This window comes from Bradyrhizobium sp., assembly GCF_030693485.1.
Lineage (GTDB): Bacteria > Pseudomonadota > Alphaproteobacteria > Rhizobiales > Xanthobacteraceae > Bradyrhizobium.
This window is the reverse complement of the sequence record NZ_JAUYAN010000350.1, coordinates 1-9,627: the sequence shown is the minus strand read 5'-3', so window position 1 is coordinate 9,627 and position 9,627 is coordinate 1. Positions and strand designations below refer to the sequence as shown.

The window sequence follows — 9,627 nt, the reverse complement described above, 5'->3', positions numbered from 1 at the left end:
TATTCTCCGGTTGGTTCCTCCGGAAGCGTGTGAGCAAACGAGCCTTGCGGCCCGGCTGCCACCGGACGGCCTTTTGAGCCATGCTTCCGTGTGAGATGGGCCGCTATATAGCGGGATTCCGGCGGGAAGCAAGGAAATACGGGCGTTTTGGACGGCGGCGGACGGGGTTCGGCAGGTTTTCCAGCCAATGGCCGGTTCTCAGGCGATCTTAGGCCGTCGCTTGCGCCTCCATAAGTCCTAAATGCTGAGCCATGGGTTTGAAATCGCTGTCATTATGCAATAGCGGCCGCCGGTTCTCGATGCACCAGGTTCCGATCAGCAGATCGATGGTCTTGCGAATGGTGAAGCCGCGCCTGCGCAACGAGCGGAAATTGCGGGCCGCTGCCACCGCAATGGCCTCCCCGGCCATCGGCACGATTTCGAAGCGCCGCAAAAGCGATTCGACTTGCCGAGCCGCCCTATCGTTGTCGAGGCCCTGAAGCACTTCGCAAAGCATCAGATCCCCGACAATGATCTCGTCCACGCCGAGCGAACCTGCAGGCGGACGACGTGAGCCACGTCGCGGCCGTTGAGGAAATCGATCCAGACGCTGCTATCGACGGCAAATCACCGCGTTATGAGCGCCCCTGGCGGCTTCGGCTCAGATTGCCCTGCCACCGAAATTTACCGAAAGCGGCGCCGACTTCCTTCTGCTGTCGCAGGCGGATCATCAAACGAAGCGCCTGCTCCACCGTGTCTTTCTTGGTGTTCTGCCCGAATGTCTTTTGGGCCTCCGCCATCAGCGTTTCGTCTATTTCGATATAGGTACGCATCGGCAATCCGTCATTGCTCGCGAATGTGTAGACTGCACCATATTATACATTGCGCGGCTGCTGTAACCGCCCGACGCGTGAAGCCTATGTCAGGCAGCACTTCTTGTATTTTTTTCCGCTGCCGCAGGGACAGGGATCGTTGCGTCCGACGTTGCGCAGGGGATCGCGGACCGGCATCCCGAGAAAACCCGGCTCCCATTCAGGCGTATCGCTGGCCGGCGCCTGCGGGTTGAGATCGACCCACTTGGACAATTCCGCGACGGTCTCCCCGAACAGAGTGAGTTCGCCGTCAGGATGAAGCGGCTCGGCGTCGGGATGATCGACCGAGTATTGCAGGACCTCTTCAAAATCCCTGAATGTGAGCCACTCCGGATCGATCGAATTGCGCTGAAATGCCTGCTGCGCCAGCGGCTTCAGTTCGGTCAATCCGAGCCAGGCCACCGCGTCGATCCAGCCGCTCCAGACAAAGCAATCCTCTCTCGGCTCGAGTTGCGAAAAGCAATCGCGCAGGAAGGCCGCCGTCGCCTCGCGCGGCAGCTTGCCACGCCGCGTCAGCATGACGACCGTCTGCAGCATCTTGGCGCGGACATACTCGTCGGCTTCCGGATCGCGAATGATCTCGTAGAGCGGTTCGGGATCGCCGTCGAAAACAGAGGCCATCACGCGATGGCTCGTCTCCGTGATGCTGTCGCCGAGGATGCTGTCAAGAACGTCGGGCGGCAAGCGCAGGAGAACCGCCAGCGGCCAATACGCCGATTTCTCGCGCCACTCGCCGAGCAGATGAAAAATGTAGAACAGCGCGTCGGGGCTGGCCGGCCCTTCCAGCGACAGGAAATCATCCAGCGTCCGCAGGAAGGCAGGGACCATCGCTTCGCGATCGGCCTGGGCAGCGCGGATCGCCGCGACCGGCAATCGCACCGCCTCGCTTAATTCCGCGATCACCCGAATGGGATCCATCATCAACTCCCTGAGAGAGTGCCGAGTTGATTGCAGTCCATCAGCCAACGACCCGCCTAAAGCTGCTGCACGTCCACCACGCCCGACACCGCCTTGATCGCACCGGCGATCTGCGGCGAGACCCTGAAGCGGCCGGGCAGCTTCATTTCCACTTCGGTTTCGAGGTCGAGCATCATGACCAGCGAGACGTCGCCATCGCCGCCGCCCGGCGCCACCGCCACCGGTTTTGCCTGGGCGCCGCGGGCCGGACCGCCCTGCCCCGCCTCCGGCATCGACAACCGCTTGGCGATGGATTCGAGCGGCCTGGTGTCGCGCACGAAGATGCGAAGACCCTTCTGGGTTTTCGCCGCGGCGGCATCCAGCGGCTCGGCGTGCAGCACCCGGGCGCGAACGTCCTCGCCCTGCAGTTCGGCGCCGAGTTGCAGCAGCACCGCAGCACCGGGCTCCAGCACGTCGCGGTATTGCGCGAGCCCTTCGGAAAACAGCACCGCCTCGAAATGGCCGGTCGGATCGGACAGGCCCATGATGCCCATCTTGTTGCCGGTCTTGGTGCGCCGCTCCATCCGTGACACCACCGTGGCCGCGACCTTGCCTGCGGTGGCGCCGGTTTTGACCGCGCGTGAAAATTCCGCCCACGTCTGCACCCGCAGCCGCTTCAGCACCATGGCGTAGTCGTCGAGCGGATGGCCCGAGAGGAAGAATCCGATGGCGTCGTATTCGCGCCGCAGCCGTTCGGCCGGCAGCCAGGGCTCGATCTGCGGCAGCATGATGGTCGGCGCGTCGGCGGCGCCGCCGAACATGTCGTTCTGCCCCATGGTCGCGGCTTCATGGCTGCGCTGGCACGCCGAGAGAATGGCCTCGGCGCCGGCGAACACCCGCGCGCGGTTGGAATCCAGCCCGTCGAAGGCGCCGGCTGCCGCGAGACTCTCGATTACGCGCTTGTTGATCGCGCGCGGATTCACCCGTGCGGCGAAATCCGCCAGCGAGGTGAACAGGCCTTCCTTGCGCGCCTCGACGATCAGGTCGACCGCCTGGCCGCCGACGCCCTTGAGGCCCGCCAGCGCATAATAGATGGTGTTGTCGCTGACCTCGAAGGTGGCGCCGGAGCGATTGACGCTGGGCGCCTCGACCTTGATGCCGAGCCGCTGCGCTTCGGCGCGGAATTCCGAGAGCTTGTCGGTATTGCTGAGGTCGAGCGTCATCGACGCCGCCAAAAACTCCACCGGGTAATGCGCCTTCATGTAGGCGGTGTGATACGACACCAGCGCATACGCCGCCGCGTGGCTCTTGTTGAAACCGTAGTCGGCGAACTTGGCGAGCAGTTCGAAGATGGTGTCGGCGTGGCCTTTCGGCACGTTGTTTTTCATGGCGCCGGCCACGAAGATGGCGCGCTGCTTTTCCATCTCCGAGCGGATCTTCTTGCCCATGGCGCGGCGCAACAGGTCGGCGTCGCCCAGCGAATAGCCGGCCATCACCTGGGCGATCTGCATCACCTGTTCCTGGTAGATGATGACGCCGTAGGTCTCCTTCAGGATCGGCTCCAGCATCGGATGCAGATATTCCGACTCCTCGTCGCCGTGCTTGCGGGCGCAGTCGGTCGGGATGTTCGCCATCGGGCCCGGGCGATACAGCGCCACCAGCGCGATGATGTCCTCGAAACGGTCCGGCCGCATGTCGACCAGCGCGCGCCGCATGCCCTGGCTTTCCACCTGGAACACGCCGACCACATCGCCGCGCGCCAGCATGGCGTAACTCTTGGCGTCGTCGAGCGGCAGCGTCGCCAGATCGATGTCGACGCCGCGTTGCTTCAACAGCTTCACGGCGACATCGAGCACGGTCAGCGTCTTGAGGCCGAGGAAGTCGAATTTGACGAGGCCGGCGGGCTCGACCCATTTCATGTTGAACTGGGTCACCGGCATGTCGGATTTCGGATCGCGGTAGAGCGGCACCAGCTCGCTCAGCGGCCGGTCCGAGATCACGATGCCGGCGGCATGGGTCGAGGCGTGCCGGGTCAGGCCCTCCAGGCGCTGCGCGATATCGAAGGCGCGCTTCACCACCGGATCCTCGTCGCGAAACGCCTGCAGTTTCGGTTCGCTCTCGATCGCGGCGGCCAGCGTCACCGGTGCGGCGGGATTCTGCGGCACCAGTTTGGTCAGCTTGTCGACCTGGCCATAGGGCATCTGCAGCACGCGGCCGACGTCGCGCAGCACGCCGCGCGCCTGCAGCGTGCCAAAGGTGATGATCTGGGCGACCTGGTCGCGGCCGTAGCGCTGCTGCACGTAGTCGATCACCTCGCCGCGGCGGTCCTGGCAGAAGTCGATGTCGAAATCGGGCATCGACACGCGCTCCGGATTGAGGAAGCGCTCGAACAGCAGGCCGAACCGGATCGGATCGAGATCGGTGATGGTCAGCGCATAGGCGACCAGCGAGCCCGCGCCCGAGCCGCGGCCCGGCCCGACCGGAATGCCCTGGCCCTTCGCCCATTTGATGAAGTCGGCGACGATCAGGAAGTAGCCCGGATATTCCATGCGGGTAATGACGTCGATCTCGAAGGCCAGCCGCGCGCGATAGGTTTCCTCGGTCTCGCCCTGCGCCAGGCCATGGACCCGGAGCCGGTTGGCCAGTCCCTCCTCGGCCTGCCGGCGCAACTCGGTGGCTTCGTCGCTGACGGAGTCCGCGGTGGCAGCGCCGACCGTAAACCGCGGCAGGATCGGCTTGCGCGTCATCGGGCGAAACGCGCAGCGCTCGGCGATCTCGATCGTCGAGGCCAGCGCCTCCGGAATGTCGGCGAACAGCACCGCCATTTCGGCGCGGGTCTTGAAGCGGTGATCGGGGGTCAGTTGCTCGCGGTCGGTTTCGGCGACCAGACGTCCGCCGGCGATGCAGAGCAGCGCGTCATGGGCTTCGTAATCGTCCGCCGTGGCGAAATGCGGCTCGTTGGTCGCCACCAGCGGCAGGCCCTTGGCGTAAGCGAGATCGATCAGGCCGGCTTCGACGCGGCGCTCCTTCTCGATGCCGTGGCGCTGCAACTCGACATAGAGCCGGTCGCCGAACAGACTCGCCAGCCGGTCGCAGCGAAGGCCCGCCAGCGCCGCATGATCGGCATGAAGCGCCAGCGAGATCGGCCCCTCCGGGCCGCCGGTCAGCGCGATCAGGTCCTCCGCGTCGTCCTGCAGCCATTCGAACTTGATGTGGGGCGCCTGATGGACCGGCGTTTCCAGAAACGCCCGCGAGTTCAGCCGCATCAGGCTGCGGTAACCGCGCTCGCGCGCCGCCAGCAGCACGATCCGCGAAGGCGGCGCGGCCAGGGCGTTGCGCGCATTGGGATCCTGGTCGCCGAAATCGACCGCGAGTTCGCAGCCGATGATCGGCTGGATGCCATAGCCGGCCATCTTGTCGGAGAATTCCAGCGCCCCGAACATGTTGTCGGTATCGGTCAGCGCCAGCGCCGGCTGGCGGTCGGCCTTGGCCAACTCGCCGAGCTTCTGGATCTTGATCGAGCCCTTCAGCAGCGAATAGGCGGAATGGACGTGAAGATGGACGAATCCGGCATTGGCGACGGTTGCCGAAGGTTTTGAAGTCATGGAGCGATCATCTGGCATGAGGGAGGCAGGCCGCCCTCACCGGGCCGACTCGCGCCTCAATGGTGATGCCTGGCGCCCGGCCTGTCCACGCCGAACCGCGCCACCGGACCAGGCATCCCCGCTTTCCTGAGGGATCCCGTCTGCCGGGTCAGGACCTCAAAGCTGGGGAATTAGCTGCGCCCAGACGGCGATCATCCCGACAAACAAGGTGAGCGACGCCAGCGCCGCAGCCTCTTCCACAAACGTCTTCAACATGCCCGCCTCCAGAACTGGAACATAAGAAGAACATTGTTCCTTTTTTGTTCTATGGAGTCAAGGGTGCGTTTGGCCTGGTTTCGTCACGGCCGTCCAAGGTTGGGATATCCACGGATCTGCTTTTGATTTCGGAGAACGGAACCGGAATCCGCGTTCCGTTGATGGAAACCGTAATATTACGGATCTGTCCGTCCATCGCCGCTGCCGGCTGCGGCCCCTGAAGGGCAGGCTGCACAGCGTGATTCAGGGAGGCCGCCCCGGTTGGCGGCCTCTTTCATTCGGATCATGCTTGGCAAGGCGGGATTTCCCCGCCACCACATTGTGACCAAGCGATGTGAACGCCGGGCCTCCATTTTCAGCAAGGGCTGCGGCCTTGACCTAAATCAGCCTATCACTTTGGCCGCGGAACCAATTGATATGCTTGGTAGCTCTGAACGGCACGCACGAACGTGAGTTGACGTAGCGCAGCCGAAGCGGCTCTGTTTCCCGCAAGGATTCGACGACGAGCGGCTGCGGCCAGGTGGGAGGTATCGATGCGTAATCTGGTTGTGGCGCTGTTGGGCGCAAGCGGGCTGGCGATGGCGGGCTCGGCGCCGGCGGAGGCTGTCGGCACCCGCTATCCGTTTTGCATCCAGGGCGATCAAATTCCCGCGCTGAGCCAGTGCGACTTCACCAGCTATGAGCAATGCCAGGCCACCGCGTCGGGGCGGTTCCTCACCTGCATCCAGAATCCCTATTACAACCCCGGTCCCGCAGCCGATCCGCGCGCCGCTCGCGGCCGCGACCGCGGCCAGCCGGTCTATCCGCGGTACTGATGGCGGGTCCGAAGGAGGTACTGATGCGTACCCTGGCTCTGGCGATTGTGGCGCTGGCGACGGTTTCGGCGGCTGGACCGGCGGCGGCCCAGACTTACGACCCGGCCTACCCGGTCTGCCTGCATGTGTACGGACCAATCACCTACTACGATTGCCGCTACACCTCGCTGGCGCAGTGCAACGGCTCGGCGGCGGGCCGCGCCGCCCAGTGCGAGGTCAATCCCTATTTTGCAAGAATTGGCGGGCGCCATCCCCGGCCGCGACCGACCTACTGACCGGACCCGCGGCATTCAGGGAACGCAAGGCCAAATGGTATCAGGATAAGGTTGACCTATCATTGCATGGGGTTGTTTTCGATATTTTTGATGGAGCCCCTGCGAGAGGCTCCCGACCCTAGTCGAGTTCGATGACCTTGCCTTCGGCCAGCGATACCCGGCGGTCCATCCGGCCCGCCAGTTCCATATTGTGGGTCACGATCAGCATCGCGACGCCGGTCGCCTTCACCAGCTGCATCAGCGCCCCGAACACGTGATCGGCGGTATGCGGATCGAGGTTGCCGGTCGGCTCGTCGGCGAACAATACCCGCGGGGCGTTGGCGACCGCACGTGCGATCGCCACCCGCTGCTGCTCGCCACCCGAGAGCTCGGCGGGCCGGTGCTTGATGCGCTCGCTGAGGCCGAGATAGGCCAGGATCTCGGTGGCGCGCTTGACGGTTTCGTCGCGCTTGAGGCCGCGGATCATCTGCGGCAGCATGACGTTTTCCAGAGCGGTGAATTCCGGCAACAGCCGGTGCGACTGATAGACGAAGCCGATATCGCTGCGGCGGATCTGGGTGCGCTCGATGTCGGACAATTGCGACGTCGGCGCGCCCCCGACATAGACCTCGCCGTCATCGGGGGTCTCCAGCAGGCCCGCGATGTGCAGCAGCGTCGACTTGCCGGCGCCCGAGGGCGCCACCAGCGCGACCGACTGCCCCGCCCATAGCGCCAGCCTGGCGCCGTCGAGAATGGTCAGCGTCTCCGTGCCCTGCGTGTACTGGCGCTTGATATCGTGGAGATAGACAACCGGTACGTCTTCCGCCCCCTGCTCCATCTGGCCCTCACTCGTACCGGAGCGCGTCGACGGGGTCGAGGCGCGCGGCACGCCACGACGGATACAGCGTGGCCAGGAACGACAGCGTTAGCGCCATGATCACGACGGCGGTGGTCTCGCCGACGTCGATCTCGGCCGGCATCTTGGACAGGAAGTACAACTCCGGCGAAAACAATTCGGTGCTGGTCATCCAGGACAGGAACTGGCGGATCGATTCGATGTTCATGCAGATCACCATGCCGACGAAGAATCCGGTCAGCGTGCCGACCACGCCGATCGCAGCCCCCGTGATCAGGAATATCCGCATGATCGACCCCTGCGAAGCCCCCATGGTGCGCAGGATCGCGATGTCCTGGCCCTTGTCCTTCACCAGCATGATCAGGCCGGAGACGATGTTCAGCGCCGCGACCAGCACGATCATGGTCAGGATCAGGAACATGACATTACGCTCGACCTGAAGCGCGTTGAAGAAGGTCGAGTTGCGCTGCCGCCAGTCGACCAGAAATACCGGCCGCCCCGCGGCCTCGGTCACGGTCTTGCGGAATACGTCGACCTTGTCGGGATTGGTGGTGAACACCTCGATCGCGGTGACGTCGTCCTTGCGGTTGAAATAGGCCTGCGCCTCCGGCAGCGGCATGAAAACGAAGATGCCGTCATATTCCGACATCCCGACCTCGAACACCGCCGCCACCTTGTAGGGCTTGATGCGCGGCGTGGTGCCCATCGGGGTGACAGCGCCCTTGGGCGCTACCAGCGTGATGCTGTCGCCGGCATGCAGCGACAATTGATCTGCCAGCCGGCGGCCGATGGCGACGCCCTGGCCCTCGTCGAACCCGTCGAGCGAGCCTTGTTTGATGTTCTTGGCGATCGAGGTGAGGTTGACCAGATCGCCGGCGCGGATGCCGCGGACGAACACGCCGGCGGCGTTGAACGGCGAGGAGCCAAGCGCCTGGCCGTCCACCACCGGGGCCGCGAGGCGGATGCCCTGGACCTGGCTGATGCGCTCGGCGACGTCCTTCCAGTCTGTCAGCGGCGATTCCAGCGGCTGCACCAGGATATGGCCGTTGACGCCGAGGATCTTGTCCAGCAGTTCCTTGCGGAAGCCGTTCATTACGGCCATCACGATGATCAGGGTGGCGACGCCGAGCATGATCCCCAGGAACGAGAACCCGGCGATCACCGAGATAAAACCTTCCTTGCGGCGCGCGCGCAGATAGCGTCCGGACAAGAGCCATTCGAAGGCCGCGAAAGGTGGGGTTCGAACTGGCTCGCTCATGGCTTCATCCATAGTTCGATTTACAGACGATTCGGGCTAATTGTGGCCGTCACGTCTGATATTCCGCCGCTGGGCGGTGGATAATTCGTCACGCGGTCAGCCGCGCCATGACTTCCGCCGGGCTCAGATTCTCCCGCGACCCGTCGCTGCGCCGCTTCAACTCGACCTTGCCTTCGGCGAGGCCCTTGGGGCCGACCAGGATCTGCCAGGGAATGCCGATCAGGTCGGCGGCGGCGAATTTCGCGCCGGCGCGCTGGTCGGTGTCGTCATACAGAACCTCGACGCCCTTGGCCTCGAGCGCGCGATAGAGCTTCGCGCAGGCCGCATCGACATCCTCGGCGCCCTGTTTCAAATTCAGGATGACCGCCTTGAACGGCGCCACCGCCTCCGGCCATTTGATGCCGGCCTCGTCATGGCAGGCCTCGATGATGGCGCCGACCAGCCGCGACACGCCGACGCCGTAGGAGCCGCCGTGAACCGCCAGTTCGGCGCCGTCGGAGCCTGCCACCAGGGCCTTCATCGAGTCGGAATATTTGGTTCCGAAATAGAAGATCTGGCCGACCTCGATGCCCCGGGTCTGCACCTTCTTCTCGGCGGGCACTTCGCTGTCGAAACGCGCGGCGTCATGCACGTCCTCGGTCGCGGCATAAACGGAAGTCCACTGCTTGATGATCGGGGCGAGATCGCTTTCGTAATCGATATCATCGCCGGGCACCGGCAGATGGAGCACGTCGCTGTCGCAATAAACCGCGGACTCGCCGGTCTCGGCGAGCACGATGAATTCGTGGCTGAGATCGCCGCCGATCGGGCCGGTCTCGGCGCGCATCGGGATCGCC

General features: G+C 64.2%; 9 protein-coding genes. 2 read left to right on the top strand and 7 right to left on the bottom strand.

What is annotated here, in order from left to right; translation table 11 throughout:
- Nucleotides 1-208: 208 nt before the first annotated feature.
- From Q8N40_RS25925 to dnaE, 4 genes are all read right to left on the bottom strand, one after another.
- A complete protein-coding gene (locus tag Q8N40_RS25925) occupies nucleotides 209-523 on the bottom strand; it encodes a PIN domain-containing protein (RefSeq protein WP_305713843.1) in 315 nt (104 codons plus the stop codon).
- A gap of 91 nt (nucleotides 524-614) precedes the next feature.
- The gene (locus Q8N40_RS25920; protein ID WP_305713842.1) at nucleotides 615-812 is read right to left on the bottom strand and encodes a type II toxin-antitoxin system VapB family antitoxin; all 198 of its coding nucleotides are present in this window, start codon (nucleotides 810-812) and stop codon (nucleotides 615-617) included.
- 84 nt (nucleotides 813-896) lie between these two features.
- Complete coding sequence (locus tag Q8N40_RS25915; protein WP_305713841.1) at nucleotides 897-1,769, bottom strand: DUF1186 domain-containing protein; 873 nt, start codon at nucleotides 1,767-1,769, stop codon at nucleotides 897-899.
- Between the two features lie 56 nt (nucleotides 1,770-1,825).
- Nucleotides 1,826-5,353: a DNA polymerase III subunit alpha gene (dnaE, locus tag Q8N40_RS25910; RefSeq protein ID WP_305713840.1), complete on the bottom strand. Its 3,528-nt coding sequence runs from the start codon at nucleotides 5,351-5,353 to the stop codon at nucleotides 1,826-1,828.
- A gap of 788 nt (nucleotides 5,354-6,141) precedes the next feature.
- Between dnaE and Q8N40_RS25905 the strand changes: the two genes are divergently transcribed.
- The gene (locus tag Q8N40_RS25905; protein WP_305713839.1) at nucleotides 6,142-6,423 is read left to right on the top strand and encodes a DUF3551 domain-containing protein; all 282 of its coding nucleotides are present in this window, start codon (nucleotides 6,142-6,144) and stop codon (nucleotides 6,421-6,423) included.
- A 23-nt stretch (nucleotides 6,424-6,446) separates the two neighbouring features.
- A complete protein-coding gene (locus Q8N40_RS25900; protein ID WP_305713838.1) occupies nucleotides 6,447-6,698 on the top strand; it encodes a DUF3551 domain-containing protein in 252 nt (83 codons plus the stop codon).
- Nucleotides 6,699-6,816: 118 nt separating this feature from the next.
- Here the strand turns inward: Q8N40_RS25900 and Q8N40_RS25895 are convergent, their stop codons facing one another.
- From Q8N40_RS25895 to Q8N40_RS25885, 3 genes are all read right to left on the bottom strand, one after another.
- Entirely contained in the window at nucleotides 6,817-7,515 is a 699-nt protein-coding gene (locus Q8N40_RS25895; RefSeq protein WP_305318688.1) for an ABC transporter ATP-binding protein, read from the bottom strand.
- Nucleotides 7,516-7,522: 7 nt separating this feature from the next.
- On the bottom strand, nucleotides 7,523-8,803 hold the full coding sequence (locus tag Q8N40_RS25890) for a lipoprotein-releasing ABC transporter permease subunit (protein ID WP_305713837.1): 1,281 nt from the start codon (nucleotides 8,801-8,803) through the stop codon (nucleotides 7,523-7,525).
- Between the two features lie 76 nt (nucleotides 8,804-8,879).
- A partial coding sequence (locus Q8N40_RS25885; protein WP_305713836.1) for a His/Gly/Thr/Pro-type tRNA ligase C-terminal domain-containing protein occupies nucleotides 8,880-9,627 on the bottom strand: 748 nt, incomplete at its 5' end.